Genomic DNA, 19,192 nt, shown 5'->3' with positions numbered 1-19,192 from the left:
CACTTGGGCACTTTTGCTTATCGGATCCAAGTTTGGCCCATTTCCACCAGCAGCGACTGAAAGGCATTTTCTGCCGGAGCGCGCACACGATCCCGGCGTTGCGCGAGGACTACACTTCGCGAGGCAGCACCTTGCCCGAGGGATAACACCTTCACGCCCGGATGATGATTCATCACCGCAGATTTCGGCGCCAAGGCAATACCTAGCCCTACCGAGACCATCGCTTGGGCCTCCTGATAGTCATTGGCCTGAAAAGAAATTTTCGGCGAGAAGCCTGCGGAGTTGCAGGTCCTTTCCAAGAGCTCTGCCACTGGGTGCTCGTTAGCTCGAACGATCCATTGTTCGCGAGCGGTATCGGCCATATCAACCTCCTCCCGCTGAGCTAACGGATGTTCCACCCCGACCACCAGTACCGTCGGTTCGGTAAATAAGGTGGTTAGTTCAAAATCTTTGCGGTTCAATCGCAGCCATTCATACTCCCAGAGCAGCCCTAGGGAGATCTCCCCCTTGGAGAGTAAAGCCATGAGCTCTTGAAGCCGGGTACTGCGGACATCAAGTTTGATTGATGGATACATTTTGCGGAATCGACTGATGACCAATGGCATAAACGAGCTACCCAGGGTGGGGAATGTGCCAAGACTCAGGCTCCCGCTATTCAGCCCGGCGAGCTGACCAAGGTCCGCTACCGCTGCATCCATTTGCTGCAGGATACTCCGCGCGTGATTGGCCAGCACATGTCCGGCATCGGTGGGAATCATGCCACGCGCATGACGTTGCAACAGTGGCTGCCCAACTTCTTCTTCAAGTTTGCGCAACTGCTGCGAAACACCCGAAGGCGTATAAAAAAGCTCATCTGCCGCGGCTGTCACCGAGCCGCCTTCGACTACTGCGAGTAAGATTTGCAATCTTTTAACATCAAGCACGTGATCTCCTTGTAGCAATACTTCAAGGTACTCCATAACTAGAACATTTACTGGATACTCGGTGGTATTTTCCTAAATTTCGCACCTGCGGTGCCGGAGAATTCCACAAATACACCGACTACCACCCTAGAAAATGCAACAAATGAAGTATCACTTCACCCTAATTCAATATTGGTAACTACTATTACAGTCTCAGTTGCTGGATTATCGAGACATAGGAAACGTGCCTCGCGTCACAAATAGTGTCGGCATGATGATCTCGATAGATTAGGTGAGTCCAATTAAACGAATAGTTAAGGCAACCTGGATGCGTGGGGGAACCAGCAAATGCTGGGTGTTCGAGCGGAGCGCGCTCCAGATCCCAGGCTTTACCGTTGACGAGGTGCTTCTACGGCTCTTCGGCTCTCCCGACCCACGCCAAATCGACGGCGTAGGTGGTGGAAGCTCCACGACCAGCAAGGCCGTCATCCTCAGCCCAAGCAATGAACCTGGAATCGACGTTGATTACACCTTTGCGCAGGTTGGTATCGAACAGGCAGTGGTCGATTGGGGCAGTAACTGCGGAAACTGCTCTGCGGTCATCGCGCCCTACGCACTTGACCAAGGCTGGGTTAGTGCAGTTAACGGCGAAGTCTCGGTAAACATCCGCAATACCAACACCGGACAGGTGCTACACGAACGAATTGCCGCACCGGCAACCGACCTACCAGCAAACACCTACATCCCAGGCGTACCCTTCCCCGGCGAAGCGGTAGAAATTGGCTTTGTGAACCCCGCTGGCGGAACTACCGGCAAACTACTACCCACCGGTGAGCCACGAACCACGCTCAGCATCGGATCCTCGCAGGATGAGACCGCCCAGACGGTCACCGCCGCCTTGCTAGATGCCGGCGCTCCACTGGTCATCATCAACGCCACCGACGCACAGTTGAACAACCTGGACTTCGCCTCGTGGCCCACCGAATCACTGACCGAGCTTGACCGGCTAGATCAAATTCGCCGTGCCGGAGCCGTAGCCATGGGTTTGGCCACCGATGCACAATCGGCGCAACGGGCTATCCCTAAGCTCGCCATCGTCACCGCGAGCGAAGCAAATTCAGACTGCGACTTCAACGTCATGATGCTCTCCATGGGTGCACCGCACCCGGCGTTAGCAATCACCGGCAGCGTCGGCTTGACCCTTGCGGCTCGAACCGAGGGCTCGGTCATCGACGCGCTCTTGACCAAACCCATCACCGAGAAGCTACGCCTCCAATCACCGGCCGGAGTCATCGAAACCTGGCATCGGGACATCGCTGGCGACGAGGTGGTTGGCACCACGCGGACCGCGCGGCTGCTGGCACAGGCAACACTGAGCTTTGACCCAGTAGAAGGCAGCGAATCGGTACCTGCAAGCATGCAGCTAAATTCTGATCTCGTAGAATTTGATGAACCGCTGATCACCGAAGTGGATGACGCAGAGCAACCCGATCCGGCACCACATAAGCGCCGTACGGTCTTCGCCTCCGTCGCAATTTTCGCAGCACTGGGTCTCGGAGCTACCCTGCTCGGAGGTGGCTTGCTCAATCCTCCTGCCACTACCACCGATGGCGACTACGCCGGAGAAACACTCGAAGTAGTCATCCCGCTAGCCGAAGGCGGCGGCACCGACACCTGGGCTCGTTTCATCGGTCAAGAACTCATCCACGAGATCCCCGGAGTGCCGGGGTTCGCCCCGGTCAACGAGTCCGGCGGCGAAGGAATTACCGGAAGTAATCGTTTTGCCAGCTCGGCCAACGATAACGGGACCGAGCTGCTGGTCAGCACCGCCACCACGGTGGTGCCCTGGGTCTTGGGACGTGACGTGGTGCGTTACTCCTTCGACAAACTCGAACCAATTATGGTCAACGGCACCGGCGGGGTCATCTACGGACGCACCGATGCAGGGATCAACAGTGTCAAAGATCTGGTGGACCGCGACAAGCCACTAGTCTTTGGCGGCATTGCCGCCACCGGCTTGGATCTAACCACCTTGGTCGCCTTTGATCTGTTGGACGCCGACATTTCTTCCACCTTCGGCTTTGAAGGTCGCGGACCAGTCAACCTGGCGCTGCAGCGAGGAGAGGTAGATATCGACTACACCACCACCTCCTCCTATGACTCGGCAGTCCGTCCGATTGCAGAAGATGGTTCGGCGAAAGTATTGATGTCTTTTGGTCAGCTCAATGACAAGGGCGAAATTGTTCGGGACCCAAACTTCCCCGATGTTCCGACCGTGGTGGAAGCCTACGAAAAAATTCATGGACAAGCACCAGAAGGCGAAAAACTTGAGGCCTACCGCACGCTGCTCGGGTTGACCTACACCTACCAAAAGGGTTTGTGGGCTCCACACGATGCACCGGCCGAATCCATTGACCTCTTACGCGAATCGGCCCATGAGCTTTCGGAGAATAAAGAGTTCAACGATCGCGCCGAAGACATCCTTGGCGGTTACCCGATCGTTGCCGATGACCAGCTCGCAGAGCGAGTTAAGGAAGCCTACACCGTCAGTGAGGAGACCAAGAGCTACGTCACCAACTTGCTCAAGGACTCCTACGAAATAGAAATTCACTAAGGAGCGAACAATGTTAGATTCTGCAATGACCGCATTGGTTTCGCTGACGGATCCTGCCTTGCTGCTGATGCTGCTGGTAGGTGTAGTTGCCGGCCTGGTCATGGGACTCATTCCTGGCCTAGGCGGCACCGCCGCCGTAGCCATCTTGTTGCCGATTACCTTCGGCATGGAACCAGCCCCCGCGCTGGCAATGCTCATCGGCGCCCTTGCCGTAGTGCACACCTCGGATACCGTCTCTGCGGTATTGCTAGGCGCCCCGGGTTCTGCCTCGGCGTCGGTCACCATGCTTGACGGGTATTCCATGGCTAAAAAGGGACAGGCTAAACGGGCCTTGAGCCTGGCTTTCCTCTCCTCTATGGCAGGCGGCGTCATTGGCGCCATCGGCCTGACCCTAGCCATTCCTTTGGCTCGTCCACTGGTCCTGTCGTTCGCCAGCCCAGAGCTATTCATGCTCACCGTGCTCGGTGTGGCCTTGGCAGCGGTTCTCTCCCGAGGAAATGTCATCAAGGGACTGACCGCAGGCGTACTTGGTTTGATGGTCGGCATGATTGGCACCTCACCTACCACCGCCGAAGAACGCTTCACCTTCGGATCACTCTTCTTAGGTGATGGTTTGTCCCTAGTCGCGGTAGCCTTGGGCGTCTTCGGTCTCGCTGAAATCGCTTCTCGTGCAAGCCAGCGCCGCGGCGATAAGACGCAGGTGAAGGTTGACGGCGGATGGGGTGAAGGTATCCGTGAATGGCTCACACACTGGAGCCAGGTACTACGCGGCGGTCTCATTGGTATCTGGGCCGGTATTCTTCCCGGCGTCGGCGCTACCGCAGGCACCTGGTTGGCCTATGGTCAGGCAGTTGCTACCGCCAAAGATAAGACTCAGTTCGGTAAGGGCGACCCTCGCGGAATCGTCGGACCGGAAAGCGCAAATAACTCGGTGGAAGCCGGCGACCTGATCCCTACCTTCCTGTTCGGCATCCCAGGCGGCGTACCTTCAGCAATGCTTCTTGGCATGCTGCTGACCTATGGCATTCAGCCCGGTCCAAGTATTATCAACGAACACCTAGACCTGATGTACTTGATCATCTGGTCCTTCGCGATTGCCTCGGTATTGGGTGCACTGTTCTGCTTCTTGACCGTGCGTCCGCTCTCTTCACTGACCAAGGTTCCCTTCGCCATTTTGGCTGCCGGCTTGGTAGTTGTCATGTTGCTAGGTTCCTTCCAGGACGGTGGCCAGATCGGTGACCTGTGGGTCATGTTGCTCCTCGGTGTTGCAGGCTGGCTGTTGAAGTCCACCGGTTTCCCTCGCGCACCATTCCTCATCGGCTTTGTGCTGGCCATCCCGCTGGAACGCTACTACTTCCTCACCGATAGCCTGTACGAAGGTTTCGAATGGATGCTACGTCCGGGCACCATGGTGTTCATCGCGATTCTTCTCCTTCCAATTCTTTGGAACGTCTTCAAGTGGGTACGTGCTCGCCGTAAGTTGAACGCTGATGATGATCCAAAGTCTGAGAGTGCTCCTGATCCAGAAGCACCACTAAAGAACTCGGTCTGGTCCTTGGTGACCGCCGCCGTGCTACTGGTGATCTTCACCAGCACCCTGGTCATGTCGGCCGGTTACTCCCCTGACGCTCGATTGGTACCGCAACTTGTCGGTTGGATCGGAGTGATCATGGCAGTGGTGTTGATACTGCAGGAGCTGAGCTTACGAAAGATTTCTCTGGCCTCACTGCGCCGAGTCAATGTGAACGCGAGCGCTTACGCGACCGCACCAGGTCAAAGCCTCCAGCTGGCTTCGACGCATGCCACCAGCGGCACCGCGCAAAGCCCTTCCGGGTCAGTGGCTGCCGGCAGCCCAGCTCAGTTGAAGCCGGCTGGTCCGGGTGGAATTCAGTCCGGTGACCTGCCAAAGACCGGTAAGTTTGGTTGGGGCGCAGGTTGGACCCAAGATGCGTCCTTCGCATTCCGTACCTTCGCCTGGATGGCCGGCTTCTTGTTGCTGACCGGACTTATCGGCTACCTGGCAGCGATATCAATCTTCATCCCGGCGTTCTTGTTACTGGTAGCTAGGGCAAAAATTAAGACGACAATCATCTACACCCTTGTCTTCTTTATCCTGATGCTGGCACTGCCATCATTGCTACCTATCGATCTCCCCCAGGGGATCTTGACCTCGTGGTTGTAGTCCACACCATTCGAAAAGGAGAAGCACATGGCCATCTTGGCTTGTTATAGCGACACCGAGTCGGGGCGCGCTGCCATACGCCGCGGATTAGCCGAGGCACATAAGTCACAGGATTCGTTGTTGGTCGCCAATCTTGAAAAAGGACAGGTGACCGAAGATCAGCTAGGTATAGACCTAAACACCTTGATGGATTTCGGTGTGCCAGTTCAGATCTTGCCACCGAACCCGATGGTTCATGACGGCGCCGACTTCGTGCTTCAAGCCGAACAGGAACACGAAGTTTCGATGATCGTCTTAGGGCTACGCAAACGCTCACGAGTGGGAAAACTACTGATGGGAAGCATCGCCCAGCGCATTTTGATCGAGGCTGGCTGTCCGGTGCTGGCAGTCAAAAGCTAACGAACTCGACTGTTGAAGTCCCGCACAATAAAGGAGCTTCGAGAAATGAATTTTCATCTCGCGAAGCTCCTTTATTGTCGCTTACTTTTCGATGCAACTGCGGATTGACGCGCTAAATGGCTCACGCCCAGCGACGAAAATCCAGAATTTGTGTTCTCCCTGCGCGGTTATCGTCACTCTTTCGGACACCGATCGGCGAAGTCTGACTACTGATTATTTGTTGGACTGTTTGCGTGTGAACGCTGAAATTCCGGTAATGTCTCGCCCGACAATAAGCGCCTGCATCGAATCGGTCCCCTCATAGGTAGACACGACTTCCATATCGGTCAGGTGTCTTGCCACATGGTTTTCCAAGAGCAACCCATTACCTGCCATCATGTCGCGGGCCTCGCGGCACATCCGCAGAGCGGTGCGTGAGGTGGTCATTTTAATCATTGAAGCCATCGGAGCGGTTAGTTCGTCGCGCTCCTGCAACTGGGCCATGCGAGTGCACATTAGTTGCATACTCGTTAATTCCGAGAGCATGGTGGAGAGTTTTTCCTGAACCAGCTGATAACTGGCAATTGGCGCCCCAAATTGTTCACGCTGCAGTGCATAACGAGTTGCCATTTCAAAGGCGGCCATGCCGTGACCTACCGCCTCCCACGAAGCGCCGCCGCGGGTCGCTTTTAACACGCGGTTTACACCGGCAAAGGACTCGCAGTGCTCGAGTTGGTTTTCGACAGGTACACGGAGATTCTCAATGAGAATATCGGCTTGCAAGATGGCTCGTTTGGCCATTTTTCCTGCAATAGGTGTGGGGCGGTAACCGTCAGGGTAATGACCGTTTTCTTCTCGTTCGACAATGAATGCCTTGACGTTTCCGTCTGCTTCGTCGCGGGCGTAGAGCACTATTACATCGGCCTCATGCCCGTTGCCGATCCAGCGCTTGTGGCCGTTGAGGACCCAAACATCTCCTTCTCGACGAGCAGAGGTTTCCAGTGAGACCGAATCTGATCCGTGGTTTGGTTCTGTCAGGGCAAATGCACCGGTTTTTTCAAGTCGCGCCATTGCTGGTAGCCACCGTTGGCGCTGTTCCTCATTACCGAGCATATAGATGGAGCCCATGCAGAGGTTTGAATGTACTCCCAAGAAGGTATTGACCGAACCATCAATACGCCCCATTTCACGGGCGACAATTCCCGCAGCGTGACGGGTGAACCCGGGGCAACCATAACCTTGGATGAAGGTGCCAACAATTCCAAGATCACGCAACCCGGGAATGAGCTCATGAGGAAATTCCGCCCGTTCCCAATAATCATTGATGATTGGCTCAATGCGCTGCACCCCGAAGGAACGCACCCGGTCTCTGAGGGCTAGATCGTTATCGCTGAGCTCTGCATCCAGTAAAAGGTAATCCGGGTTGTCAAGAAAATCTGTCATGAGTCGTCTTTCCTGTCGAAAAGTTTTCGCCGACGTTTAGGCACGTCGGCCCGGGGAAATCGCGCAATGCTCTGGAAGCTTTGAGCGTAGGTATTTAGGCGCGTTGTGCCTTTTCTTCCTCATATTTTTGGGTGAGCAACAACAACCGCTCGCGCTCTCTGGCCGGATCGAGCAAAAGCCCACCAGCAACGCCAAAGACGCAGATCAAGATACCGACAACAAAGAAGCCGTTGGCATACCCTTCGGTGGGGGTCGCAGCCAGTTCAACAACGATGCCCAAACCCAAGGGTGCGATCATTCCGGCGACGCTATATAGGGCAATGATGCAGCCAAAAAATGCGGTCCGTTGACGCGCTGGTAAGAAGTCCGAGGCTCCGGCAAAGCCGATAGTGAATGCCACCGAGTTGATAGAGAACGCGGCAACCACCATCGCAAGCTGTAGTGGTCCGGGTGGAAGCTCGGCAAAGAGCATCATGCAAACCCCGGAGAACAACAGGAAGCCTGCGGTCAAAAAGGACCGTGCCACTCGGGACGAATAGCCCTTCTTCAGCAAACGACCAGAGACTATGCCCGCCGAAATGAGGATGACAATTGCCACCGCATAAGGAATCGGGACCAGCAGGCCCACCATTTCGGTGCTGTAGCCAAGCCCCTCGTGGAGGAACGAAGGAAGCCAAGTCACCTTCAGCGAGCTAATCAGGTATCCCGAGAAAGACAACGCTGCCAACCCCCAGAAGCTACGAGACATCAGCAGGCGGCTGAAGGGCACGTTAATGTCGGCATTACTGTCGTAAACGTCCTGCTTGGCGTGTACCCCGCCTTTGGGCTTAAAGAATGGCAGCTTGTCGGCATATGCCATCCAGACAATAAGCCAAAGGACGCTGATGGCCGATAAGAGAATGAATGATGCATGCCAGTCCCAGGTCAAGATGACCCAGGTGAGGGCCGGGGCAGCAAGCAAGGGGCCAACTGATGAACCAGAGTTCACAATGGCACCGGCAAGCGCACGTTTCTCTGGCGGGAATCTTTCATGCAAGATCGACTGAACCAAAGCGTGAGCTGGGCTTTCGAAGAATCCTAGGAGGATGCGACTAGTCAGTAAAACACCGAAGGTGGTCGGTACCGTGACAGGAAGCATGCTCATAATCCACGTGAGCATCAAGATGCCCGCGGCCCAGTTATAGGAGATCCGTTTAAGTACTGCGGTCAGTACCACCGCGCCGACGGCGAAAAGCCAGAAGAATGCGCTGGAGAGCATGCCGTACTGCGCCGCATTCAAATTCATGCTCTCGCGAATCTGTTCGCTGGCGAGCCCCACGGCAGCCTTGTCTGCAAAGTTCATGGTGAAGAAGATCAGAAGCAACACCACCAAACCCCAGTTTTTGCTGTTTTTGGGCGTCTTAACCATCTTCGTGCTACCGGAAAGCATCACAGGTACTGACAAGGGATACACCTCTTCACTGTTCTTGATTCATCGTCGCTTCGTGAGTCGCACGTCTTCTTGAGGGCTCTGACGGTAACGCGAAAAATCAGATCAATACCGTGAATAAATAAGCCAGATCATGTAACGCAGACCACATTAGCAACGAGGGTGCTCGCAATAAATCGCTCAAGGCGACCCAACTGGAGCAAAGAACAAATCGCAAGGTGTGAGCCTTGACACATTAGATCTATTCGATTATACGCTTTTTAGAAACCTTGCGAACCACTCTGTCCACCCGATAATTAGCGGTTATCCAAGGTTAGATCCGTGATTTTTGCAGACTTCACTCCTCCTGCGAGGACCATTTCGTGAGTAGGCCATTCCATTTGGGCGGTTGAAGTACCGATCACGGTGATACCTGAGCTCTAACGACGCAAATCTCTAAATTCGGGCAGGCGACGTTCCATCACCGCGGCGATTCCCTCCGTGGACTCAGTATCAGCCAGACTTGCGACCATCGCTTGGGCCTCCGCTTCCAGCTGCTGTTCAAAACTGTTCGCGCTAGCACTTTGACACAACTCAAGAATCCTCGCGGTTGCTCTGCGGGGACCGTGAGCAAGTTGTTCCCCCAGCGCCACGGCGGCCCGCTGCGCATCTCCTGGTTCGGTAAGTACATTCACCACGCCGAGCTGGTGCAGGCGCTTCGCCTCGATCCGTTGCCCCAGCAAACACATTTCGGTAAACAACTGACGAGGCAGGCACTGGGCGAGGGAAGCCGTCAAGCCACCATCTGGGCTCAAACCCGCCTTGATGTAGGCCGCGCTGAAAAAAGCGGTGTTGCTCGATACCAGCAGATCACCGGCAAGCGCCAAAGACATTCCAGCACCGGCGGCACCACCTTCGACCGCCATGATGACGGGTTTGGGGCAGGTCCTAATTTCGCGAATCAGCTCATGCAACAATTCCAGCCGTGCCCGTCTCACCTTCACGGTGCTCTGGCCTATCAGGTCTAGTTGTTTCAGGTTGCCACCGGAAGAAAAGAACCGGCCCACGCCGGTAAGCACAATTGCACCAACCTTTCTGTTGGCTCCGGCTGCATTGATGCATTTGGTAGCCGCCAGAAAAAACTCTGGCCCCACTGAGTTGCGGGTGGCGGTCGAATTAATACTTAGGACAAGCACTTCGCCTATGATTTCGGTCAGTAACACGTCATGTTCAGCGCGGCGATTCACTCTGGTCTCCTCATCGAGATGGCGGTTTCCTTCGCGAGAAGGAACTGTGCGCACCAATCTATCGGGCGTTCTTCGCGCAGGGTCCACCACAGGCGTAGGGTATTCCCCCTACATCGATTCAAGACCCTGCTAAGGGTACTATTTGGTCAAGTTTGCCGATAGCGTCCTGAATGTGAGCGTCCTATATTTAGTCCGTCACGGACAAGCATCCTTCGGTTCCCTGAACTATGACCTGCTCTCTGAGCGTGGCCACCAGCAATCAAGAGCACTGGGCCATCAGCTTCGTGCGCTAAACATCAGCCCTTCGCGGGTGCTGACCGGGAATATGGTTCGCCAACAGCAGACCATGCAGGAGATTATCGGTAGCGCACAGTGGGATCTGCCGATAACTACCGATACCGGGTGGGACGAATTCAGTGCCGCCAACCTCATCGCGGCATATCCCCAGCAAGATCCGGAAGCTCAAACCGATAGTCGAGCTTTTCAACGAATCCTTGAAAAGGCTTCGGCGCGCTGGGCTTCGGGGAATCACGATGACGACTATGCAGAGACCTTCACGGCTTTTACCTCGCGTGTGCGCACCGCCTTGATCAATGCCCTGACGGGTCTAGGCTCCGGGCAGAGCGCCGTCGTAGTGTCCAGTTCAGGTGCCATCGCTTGGACCGCCGCACAGTTGATTAGTGGCGGCTTTGACCAGTGGCTCGCTTTGAACCGCGTGACGGTAAATTCGGGGGTCAGCAAGATCGTTGCAGGTTCTTCCGGGACCACCTTGGTCAGTTTTAACGATCATGGTCATTTACCGGGCAATTGGGTTACCTACCGCTAAGAATACTTTTACACATTTATCCTGCCTGCGGGCAGACGAAAGGTCTGAACATGACTGAGGTACAACGCACGGCAATCATCACCGGCGCAGGACGCGGCATCGGAGCAGAAGTGGCTCGCCGACTGGCCGCCGATGGGATGAATGTTGCCATCCTTGACCTGGATGAAAAAGGTATCGAAAGCATCACCGCAGAACTGCGCGGCCTCGGGCATAAGGCTTTGGGCATCAAGGCGGATGTGTCTGATGAAAAGGCTGTTAGCGCCGCGGTTGAACAGGTTGCAACGCAGCTGGGTGCACCTACCGTGTTGGTGAACAACGCCGGAATTATCCGCGACAATCTACTCTTCAAGATGCAGGTCAGCGACTGGGATTTGGTCATGAACGTCCATCTGCGTGGTTCCTTCTTAATGTCGCGGGCAACGCAGAAATACATGGTGGAAGCCAAGTGGGGTCGAATCATCAACCTCTCCAGCACTTCGGCCCTAGGAAACCGCGGCCAGGCCAATTACTCGGCAGCCAAGGCTGGCTTACAAGGCTTCACCAAGACCTTGGCATTGGAACTTGGTCCGTTCGGTGTCACCGCCAACGCGATCGCCCCCGGGTTCATCGAAACGGAGATGACGGCGGCGACTGCCGAGCGCATGGGGATGAGCTTTGAGGATTTTACCGCGGCACGCGCCGCAGAGATTCCGGTACGCCGCTCGGGAAAGCCAACAGACATTTCCAACGCCGTCTCATTCTTCGCCAACGATCAGGCGGGTTTCGTCTCCGGTCAGGTGCTCTACGTGGCAGGCGGGCCGAAGGCATGAAAATCTTTGAAAGCATCGACGAGTTTGAACAAGTTGTCGGGCAAGAAATAGGAGTGACCGATTGGCGGACCATCACCCAAGACGATATAAACTCCTTCGCTGAGGTGACCAACGACCATCAATGGATCCACACCGATCCCGAACGGGCAGCATCTGGCCCGTACGGTGCGACTTTAGTGCATGGCTACCTGACGTTGTCCTTGGTCTCGGGGTTCAAATTCGAAACCTACCAGGTCAACGGGGTGGCGATGGGCGTCAATTATGGGTCAAATAAGGTCCGCTATCCCGCACCGGTGCTAGTCGATTCGCGGGTGCGCGGCCGGGTGAAGCTTTTGTCTCTGGAACGTGCCGAGCACTGGGCACAGTCGGTAGTTCAGATCACCGTTGAACAAGAACGAAACGGCGAGATAAAAAAACCAGGCTGTGTGGCCGAGGTTGTTTCACGTCTCTACTACCCCAGCGATAACAAATAATTATCTGCACAATGTGATCTCGTGGCCCGCGGTAAAATTTCCAAGTTCTGGCGGGCCACGAATCCGCTGGCTAGGACATTTGTAGATCGCCACGCTCATAGGCCACGATCAGTTCAACTCGCGACGGGTACCCGCTCTTGCGGTAAAGCTTGGTCAGATAAGCTTCAATGGTTTTATTACTGTAACTGAGCACTTCGGCGAGCTGCTTATTGCTCAATCCCTCGGCCAGCATGGTGATCAGTTGCCGTTCCACCTCGGTCAGCTGCCCACCTTCAACTGACCGATTGCTTGTCCGTGCTAAGAGAACTCCGTTCTCTCGTGCTGCCGCTTCAACGCGTTTAAGCCATAGAGAAGCTTCCATTTTCTTAAACTTTTTCCACGCAGAACTCAGGTTTTCCTGCACCTCGCGTCCGGCCAGAGCCAACGCGAATTGCCCTTGTGCCGCCAGGAATTCATAACCTGAGGCTTCGGCCGTGTCCACGGATAGTTGTGCGGCACCGAGCTCTTGACTGCATAGCGCACTAAACACAGTTGCCACCCCTTGGTCTCGTGGCATTTTGGTGTGCTGAGCATGCGCAGATAATTCTTCGGCTAGCTTGCGTGCTTGGTGCTCCATGGAGCTGGCCAGATAAGCCTCGATGAGACTTGCGCTGGCCATCGTGAAGACTTCATTCCAACCGTGCTCCCGGGCATGGGCTAGCTGTTGTTCTAGCATCGGGATCGCTTGGAGCGTGCGTGCCATGGCCACGTCGAGTCTGGCTCTTGCGCTCTGCCAGAGGGCAAAGTCGCTCGTTCCCACGATTTTAGGTTTAGTGCGCTCCAACGCTTCTTGCGCCCGGGAAAACTCAGCTCTGCCGAGCAGGATCTGAAATTCCACCATCCGCAGACGTGTCAGGTTGCTCCGAAGCCCAGAGAATTCTAGGTGCACAGCTTCCTTGGCAATGGTGTGCATCGCTTGGGTCCATTGTCCTTGCTGAAATAGCGCAAGGCAGCGGGCCAGCCCCGCTTGTCCCCCAATATCTTCGAATCCCGCGAGTAATGAGGATTCTTGGGAAAGCTCCAATAACCGGATGCTGTGGGCGGTGTCCGAGGCTAGCGCGGCGTTATGGGCGGCCGATTCAAACGCGCTAGTTCGGGCTCCACTAGGCAATTCCAGATCATTGTGGCCCAGTTCTTCCAGAGAATTAACTGCTGCTCGAAGCTTGTCGAATGTTCCAATGCTGCATTCTGCCTGTCCCAGATAGGTGTAGGCGATCACTTGGTCCGAGGGTGGACAACTTGCGACTTTCTCCCACGCTTCACTCATCAGAGACCGAGCCTGTTTACACTTACCGAGCCGAGCAAGCATCGCGGCACGCTGCGCCAGATAGGCTGCTGGGTTCAGCACATGCGGCAGCTGCTGGGCCAGTAAATCGTCGGCTTGCTGCAGTTGTCCCATTGAGTTAAAACAATTCACCATGGTCGCTACCGTGCGGTCTAGGCTGCGCCCGGGTTGCAGTATATTTAGCGCCCGTTGCCCGGCGGAGATTGCTTGGGTGGGACGAGATCCCTTCCAGTAAGCAATGGTTTGACGGCTGAGCGCTTCACCGATCTGTTGACTTCCCGTAGGAATGACCGCCAGAGAACGCTCATACCAGCGTGCGGCCGAAAGCGGCGAGGTCCGCAGCACCTGGTCCGCGGTGCGCAAGGCCGTGCTTATCGCCACGGTGTCCCCTCGAGCGGCCCCTTCAACCAAGTGCCTGTCGCGTTCAAGCTGAGTCATGCGCAGCTGAGGGGAACCCATTGAGCAGTGCTGCGCAACGGCGGCGTGGATGGTGCGCCGGCTGGCCGGACCGATACCTTCGTAGAGCAGTTCGCCTATGAGCGGGTGACTAAATTCGTACCATCCACCGGTCGTTTGGATGAGCGCTCCGGTTCCCACCAACGCATCAAAGGAACTGGCCACTCGTTGCGCCGAAAACCCGGTGAGCTGCGCCAATAATGGCAAGTAGTCCAGATCCACTCGGCCACAGACCGCAATATGCCTGGCAACCTCAAATTCGGTATCGGTACTTGAAAACACCCTGCGCAGTAGCGCCTCATGGCGCGAAAACATGGGAGGCGAGTCATCCACGAGGTAGGCCCTAGATTGCTCAATGCGTACCGCTCCGGCACTTTGCAAGGCTCGGAGCGTCTCCTGTACCAGTAATGCGTTACCGCGGGTGCGTTCTGCAAGATACCCGCACAGCCGAGCCTCCGGCTGTGCGCCCAGAATTGTAGCGGCCAAGGTCGCCAGGCTTTCGCCCACCGCAGGGTGAAGTTCAAGCACCGTACCCTCATGTTCGCTGACCAGATGACCTATGGTGGCGTGTAAGTACTGACCTGAAATCCATGGGGCAGTACGTGATGCGAAAACCAACATTAGCTTGCGCCCCACAAGGTGCCGGGCTGCCAGCGTCAGGGCCATCAAACTATCTTCGTCTGAAAGGTGTGCGTCATCAATGACTAACAGCACGGGGGCCGAAAAACTTAAAGCACGCACCAAACGGGTAAAAAGCGTCAGCGGTGGGCTGTGCAATTCCGTAGAAGGTGCACCGATGGTGCCGGTCATGGCCAGCTCATCTAGGGCTGACCGTAGCTGTTCGCTGATCGCCCGAACATCCGCGGGTAATTCTGCGTTTTCAACCGTCGCGGTCACATTGCGCAGGGTTGCATAGGCGAGGTCTCGGTCGTAATCGTGGGCGGCGGTGTACATGGTTCGCCACCCTGCGAGGGCGGCGCGTTTTAGCAATGAGCGCAGTAGCTGCGTTTTACCGATGCCGCCTTCACCGTGGAGGAGAAAAGTTGTTGCCGCTGCGCTACCCACATGATCCATGGCGGCATCGAGGCGTGCCCGTATTTCACCATGAATATCCATGCCAGCAGTCTATCTGCCCACCATGAGCCGCGTGCGGTGCAGGTCACATAGTTGCCTGCCGCAACGCCGAAGTTGTTGCCTCGAGCTGGTAGCGCTCGCAACCCATAGGGCTTTGCGCTCCGAAGTCTAGGAGGAACCCCATAGTCGCGCGATACTCCGCTCTGACAAGCTAATACATAGGGACTCGCAGAGGACTTTAGAGCGAGCAAACACACCAACTTTGATCTTAACCTCAGCCAAAGGAGTCAATATGCGTCAAGCAGCGATCGTTTCGACAGCTCGCACCCCGATAGGTAAGGCTTATCGCGGTGCCTTCAACAACACCTCGGCACAAGAGCTCGCCGGACACGCCATTTCTGCGGCGATTGAGCGGGCCGGCATAGATTCTGCAACGGTAGAAGATGTCATCCTCGGGTGCGCAGTGCAGCAAGGGACTACCGGATCAAATATTGGTCGGCAGGGTGCGTTGCGCGCCGGACTTCCAACCAGCGTGCCGGGGCAAAGCATGGACCGGCAGTGTTCCTCGGGGCTCATGGCCGTGGCCACCGCGGCGAAGCAAATTCTCGTTGATGGCATGCAGGTAGTCGTCGGTGGCGGCGTGGAATCTATCTCACTGGTTCAGAACGAACACCTCAACAACTATCGACGCCAAGATCCGTGGATTGAAGAGCACCGTCCGGGCACCTACCTGCCGATGCTTCGCACCGCAGAACTCGTCTCAGAACGCTATGCGGTCAGCCGTGAACGCCAAGACCAGATGGGGGCCGTTTCTCAGCAGCGTGCGCTCCATGCGCAGGAAAACGGTATCTTCGCCCAAGAAATTGCACCCATCCAGGTCACCACGCTCAAGACCAACAAGGAGACCGGTGAGGTCAGCGAGTTTGAACAACTGCTGAGCCATGATGAGGGAATACGTCCAGGAACAACTCACGAATCATTAGCCGGACTGCGCACGGTGCTAAAACCCGGCGAGTTCACCGCGCATCCCACGGTGACTGCGGGCAACGCCTCGCAGCTATCCGATGGCGCTTCGGCGCAGGTGCTGATGGATAGCGAATATGCATCATCGTTGGGCCTAACCCCGTTGGGGTTCTATAAAGGTATGACGGTGACCGGTTGCGAACCAGAGGAAATGGGTATCGGTCCGGTCACCGCAATCCCTAAACTGCTGCGCCTGCATGGGTTAAGAATTGAAGATATCGGGGTCTGGGAGCTCAACGAGGCTTTTGGTGCGCAGGCGGTTTATTGCCGGGACTTCCTTGGCATAGACCCGGAGAAGATGAATGTTAACGGCGGAGCTATCGCACTGGGTCACCCCTACGGGATGACCGGGTCGCGCGCGTTGGGCAGTGCGCTTTTGGAAGGTCGGCGCCGCGACGAGCAGTTCGTAGTGATTTCCATGTGTGTTGGTGGCGGAATGGGGGCCGCTGGCCTTTTTGAAGTGGCACGCTAGGGTCATCAGCAACAAGTATTAACAAAACCTAAGCCGGTCGGCTCAACCCGTATGGAGATGAGTCGACCGGCTTTGTGGATTGTCAGTTGGTTACCGTCCAGACAGAACTCAAGCGCTCACCGCAGGTTAATCCGTCGGTGAGCGCTTAGGTAGTTATGCTTATTAGCTGAGGGTCAAACGCAGTGGTACCGCACCCCACCCGCGCAAGGCGTTGTTGTGGTTGTATTCGACCTCACCGGACAGCTCAATACGTTCCACGCGTTCTATCAGCTTCTCCAGCAGACAAGCAGCCTGAAGGCGCGCAGCGTGCTGGCCAACGCACTGGTGAATTCCCATGCCAAAGGCCAGATGTCCGGAAGGATCGCGGCTCAGATCGAATTTATCTGGGTTGTCCCAACGACGCGGGTCACGGTTCGCGGCCCCGTAACTGAGCAGCACGCGGGTACCTTCGGGGATCACCTGAGAGCCAATGCGCACGTCTGTTCCAGCCTTTCGGAACAGGTACTGTACCGGGGCAATCCAGCGCAGAGACTCATCAAAGGCAACGCGAGCTAAGCCCGGATTCGCCTTTAGCGCTGCCCACTGGTCTGGGTTAGTTGCTAGGGCATACAGTAGCCCGGTAATGCCGTACACCGTGGTGTCCACTCCCGCACTGAGCAGGGAACGGGTCAACAATGGCGCAAATTCGTGGGTGATATCCCCACGGTCGGCCGCGGCCCAGATATCTGCACCAAACCCCTCGGGCTTCAACGCATCCCGCTGGCATTTATCGTTAGCCCACTGGCCTAGCTCTTCGGCCCTACATTCGCCTTTCTTATACAACTCATTGCGCGGTCCTCCTGCATTAAAAATGTGGTCCGCGTAAGGCACCAAGTTTTCGCGTCCCTCTTCGGAGATGCCCGAGGCGTCGGGGAAGAAGTTCACCGGCATCACCGAGGCAATGTCGCGGTAAGCATCGAGCTCTACTTGACCACCGCTCTGCGCACCATCAAGCAGTGGGGAAATCACTGAGTCCGCACGTTCCAGGCAAGATTCGCGCAGCGCTCGCAGGGCTCGTGAGGAGAGGATCTCTTGAAGCACCTCGCGCGGGGCGTCATGTTCTGGTGGGTCCATCTGCAATAGACCGCGGGCGCGCCACGGTTCGTGCATGCCAACGCCAGACCCGGAGATCATTTCTTGCCAGTTTTCCAGCGTGCTGGATAGTTCTGCAAAGCGTCCAATGGCGTACACCCCGTATTGCGGCAGATAGGCGACCGGTCCGGCATCTCTGAGCCGTTGCTGGAACGGCAACGGATCTTCAAGGTTCTCAAAGGAGAACGGATCCTCCGCAAGCGTTGGAGCACTGGAGTTGTGGGCCGGGCAATTTGCAATCGTCGACATGGTTTTCCCCTTACCTTAAAGATCTAATACGAGACGGTCGGAGACCGCACGCGAAACACAGACAAACATTCGGTCGTTTTTGGCTCGTTCGGCGTCGTTGAGCAACGAGTCACGGTGTTCGGGGGTGCCGCGCAGGACGCTGACCTCGCAGGTTCCGCATACCCCTTCCATACATGAGGCAAGCACCGGAATACCCGCATCCGATAGTGCGGAGAGCACCGTCTCATCGGGTTTCACGGTGACAGTCTTTTGAGACACCTCAAGTTCAAGTTCAAATGGCTCGGTACGTACCGGAGCCTCCAAAGTTGCGGCCACGAAGCGTTCAAACCGCACGGCCCAGTCCGGCCAGTTAGCGGCGGCACCCTTGACCGCGTTGAGCAAAGGTTCAGGTCCGCAACAGTAAACCCGCCCGCCTTGAGGCATGGTTTCTAAGAAGCTCAAGTTCAGGTGGCCCATTTCATCCTGCGGCCAAATAGTGATCTTGTCTCCATAGGCTTCGAGTTCTTTGAGGAATGCCATGGAGTCACGGTTGCGTCCGCCATAGTGCAGATGCCAGTCGATTCCCAACTTTTCCGCGGCCGCAATCATTGTCATAATTGGCGTGATTCCAATGCCACCGGCAATGAACTCGAACCGTTCGGCTTGAGAAAGAAAAAAGTTATTGCGTGGTGTACCGACGGTGACTATGTCCCCTTCGGCGAGCACCTCATGGATATAGCGCGAGCCGCCACGGGAGTTAGGCTCGTTGAGTACTGCCACTTCATAAGCATTGGCATCCCCGCGATCCCCGCACAGTGAATAGTGCCGGGAGAGTGATTCACCCTCAGAAACCGGCAGTACCAGCTCAATATGAGCGCCGGGGCCCCAATCCGGAACGCGCGCTCCGTGTGGCTCTTCAAGGCGCAAACGAACCACGCCCTCGGCGAGCAATTCCTTGCGGGCCACCCGCAGCGACCTAACGCCAGGGCGGCTACTTTTTGGTTGGGCGGCCGCAGATTCATCAATCTGGTTCGAGGCAACATTAGTAGGCATGACTAGAGCTTGCACCTTTTCACTAGCCGTAAGCAACATCACATGACCTATCGTCGCGATAGCTCAAGGTTGCACCCTTAGGCGAACCCGAGTTCGCTGCCCTGCCACGTAACCATTCGACGGGAACCACCTTTCCCAATTCAACGGCT

14 protein-coding genes are annotated in these 19,192 nt (G+C 56.0%); 7 read left to right on the top strand and 7 right to left on the bottom strand.

What is annotated here, in order from left to right:
- Window positions 1-17: 17 nt before the first annotated feature.
- Window positions 18-923, bottom strand: coding sequence for a LysR family transcriptional regulator (locus tag CQ011_RS09105; protein WP_219844199.1), 906 nt, complete (start codon window positions 921-923; stop codon window positions 18-20).
- 271 nt (window positions 924-1,194) lie between these two features.
- On the opposite strand from CQ011_RS09105, the gene CQ011_RS18040 reads away from it, so the two are divergent.
- From CQ011_RS18040 to CQ011_RS09090, 3 genes are read left to right on the top strand one after another with little or no spacing between them, the layout of a single operon-like run.
- A complete protein-coding gene (locus CQ011_RS18040; protein ID WP_286161142.1) occupies window positions 1,195-3,516 on the top strand; it encodes a PrpF domain-containing protein in 2,322 nt (773 codons plus the stop codon).
- A gap of 10 nt (window positions 3,517-3,526) precedes the next feature.
- On the top strand, window positions 3,527-5,698 hold the full coding sequence (locus CQ011_RS09095) for a tripartite tricarboxylate transporter permease (protein WP_105677077.1): 2,172 nt from the start codon (window positions 3,527-3,529) through the stop codon (window positions 5,696-5,698).
- Between the two features lie 27 nt (window positions 5,699-5,725).
- Window positions 5,726-6,097, top strand: a complete 372-nt coding sequence (locus CQ011_RS09090) for a universal stress protein (protein WP_105677075.1) — start codon at window positions 5,726-5,728, stop codon at window positions 6,095-6,097.
- 213 nt (window positions 6,098-6,310) lie between these two features.
- Here CQ011_RS09090 and CQ011_RS09085 read toward each other — a convergent pair whose 3' ends face one another.
- The 3 genes from CQ011_RS09085 to CQ011_RS09075 form a co-directional block, all read right to left on the bottom strand.
- Window positions 6,311-7,519 (bottom strand): acyl-CoA dehydrogenase family protein, encoded by a 1,209-nt coding sequence (locus CQ011_RS09085; RefSeq protein WP_105677073.1) that lies wholly within the window; start codon window positions 7,517-7,519, stop codon window positions 6,311-6,313.
- A 94-nt stretch (window positions 7,520-7,613) separates the two neighbouring features.
- Window positions 7,614-8,963, bottom strand: a complete 1,350-nt coding sequence (locus tag CQ011_RS09080; protein ID WP_219844198.1) for an MFS transporter — start codon at window positions 8,961-8,963, stop codon at window positions 7,614-7,616.
- A 404-nt stretch (window positions 8,964-9,367) separates the two neighbouring features.
- Entirely contained in the window at window positions 9,368-10,174 is an 807-nt protein-coding gene (locus CQ011_RS09075) for an oxepin-CoA hydrolase, alternative type (RefSeq protein WP_105677064.1), read from the bottom strand.
- A gap of 172 nt (window positions 10,175-10,346) precedes the next feature.
- Between CQ011_RS09075 and CQ011_RS09070 the strand changes: the two genes are divergently transcribed.
- Genes CQ011_RS09070 through CQ011_RS09060 form a run of 3 tightly spaced genes read left to right on the top strand, consistent with a single transcriptional unit; the run spans window position 10,347 to window position 12,282 of the window.
- Window positions 10,347-11,000: a histidine phosphatase family protein gene (locus CQ011_RS09070; protein WP_105677621.1), complete on the top strand. Its 654-nt coding sequence runs from the start codon at window positions 10,347-10,349 to the stop codon at window positions 10,998-11,000.
- Between the two features lie 50 nt (window positions 11,001-11,050).
- On the top strand, window positions 11,051-11,809 hold the full coding sequence (fabG, locus tag CQ011_RS09065) for a 3-oxoacyl-ACP reductase FabG (protein WP_105677059.1): 759 nt from the start codon (window positions 11,051-11,053) through the stop codon (window positions 11,807-11,809).
- Window positions 11,806-12,282: a MaoC family dehydratase gene (locus CQ011_RS09060; RefSeq protein ID WP_105677055.1), complete on the top strand. Its 477-nt coding sequence runs from the start codon at window positions 11,806-11,808 to the stop codon at window positions 12,280-12,282. The genes fabG and CQ011_RS09060 overlap by 4 nt, the downstream gene beginning before the upstream one ends.
- 70 nt (window positions 12,283-12,352) lie before the next feature.
- Here the strand turns inward: CQ011_RS09060 and CQ011_RS09055 are convergent, their stop codons facing one another.
- Window positions 12,353-15,178: a helix-turn-helix transcriptional regulator gene (locus CQ011_RS09055; protein ID WP_105677051.1), complete on the bottom strand. Its 2,826-nt coding sequence runs from the start codon at window positions 15,176-15,178 to the stop codon at window positions 12,353-12,355.
- Window positions 15,179-15,428: 250 nt separating this feature from the next.
- Between CQ011_RS09055 and CQ011_RS09050 the strand changes: the two genes are divergently transcribed.
- On the top strand, window positions 15,429-16,631 hold the full coding sequence (locus tag CQ011_RS09050; protein WP_105677046.1) for an acetyl-CoA C-acyltransferase: 1,203 nt from the start codon (window positions 15,429-15,431) through the stop codon (window positions 16,629-16,631).
- Window positions 16,632-16,793: 162 nt separating this feature from the next.
- On the opposite strand, the gene CQ011_RS09045 is transcribed toward CQ011_RS09050, so the two are convergent.
- Together CQ011_RS09045 and CQ011_RS09040 are read right to left on the bottom strand one after the other, a co-directional pair.
- Window positions 16,794-18,011 carry a cytochrome P450 gene (locus tag CQ011_RS09045; protein WP_105677042.1) on the bottom strand — a complete coding sequence of 406 codons (1,218 nt, stop codon included), beginning with the start codon at window positions 18,009-18,011 and terminating at the stop codon, window positions 16,794-16,796.
- 15 nt (window positions 18,012-18,026) lie between these two features.
- Window positions 18,027-19,043 carry a PDR/VanB family oxidoreductase gene (locus tag CQ011_RS09040; RefSeq protein ID WP_105677620.1) on the bottom strand — a complete coding sequence of 339 codons (1,017 nt, stop codon included), beginning with the start codon at window positions 19,041-19,043 and terminating at the stop codon, window positions 18,027-18,029.
- Window positions 19,044-19,192 lie beyond the last annotated feature (149 nt).

This window comes from Arthrobacter sp. MYb213 (assembly GCF_002979915.1).
GTDB lineage: Bacteria > Actinomycetota > Actinomycetes > Actinomycetales > Micrococcaceae > Glutamicibacter.
Note: the sequence above shows the minus strand (reverse complement) of the source record. Positions and strands in the feature narration are given on the sequence as shown.